The sequence below is a fragment of the Peribacillus sp. SIMBA_075 genome, from assembly GCF_046534585.1.
The window spans coordinates 1-240 of sequence record NZ_JAWRYN010001485.1 but is presented as its reverse complement, the minus strand read 5'-3'; the positions used below and the strand labels follow the sequence as shown (position 1 = coordinate 240).

Annotated in this window: 1 protein-coding gene; it reads right to left on the bottom strand. The window is 43.8% G+C overall.

The genetic code is table 11. The features are described from left to right. Nucleotides 1-240, bottom strand: a 240-nt coding sequence (locus SB775_RS33340) for a hypothetical protein (RefSeq protein ID WP_410865577.1), incomplete at both ends; no start/stop codon positions are given.

The window sequence follows — 240 nt, the reverse complement described above, 5'->3', positions numbered from 1 at the left end:
GGTGATTTCTTGATCAGAGCCAAACCCTAATGCGCGTAACAAAACAGTTACAGGAAGTTTACGCGTACGGTCAATACGCACATATACAACATCCTTAGCATCTGTCTCATACTCTAACCAAGCTCCGCGGTTTGGAATTACAGTAGCAGTAAAACCACGTTTTCCGTTTTTATCCACTTTGCCACTATAGTATACGCTTGGAGAGCGAACTAACTGGGAAACGATAACACGTTCTGCACC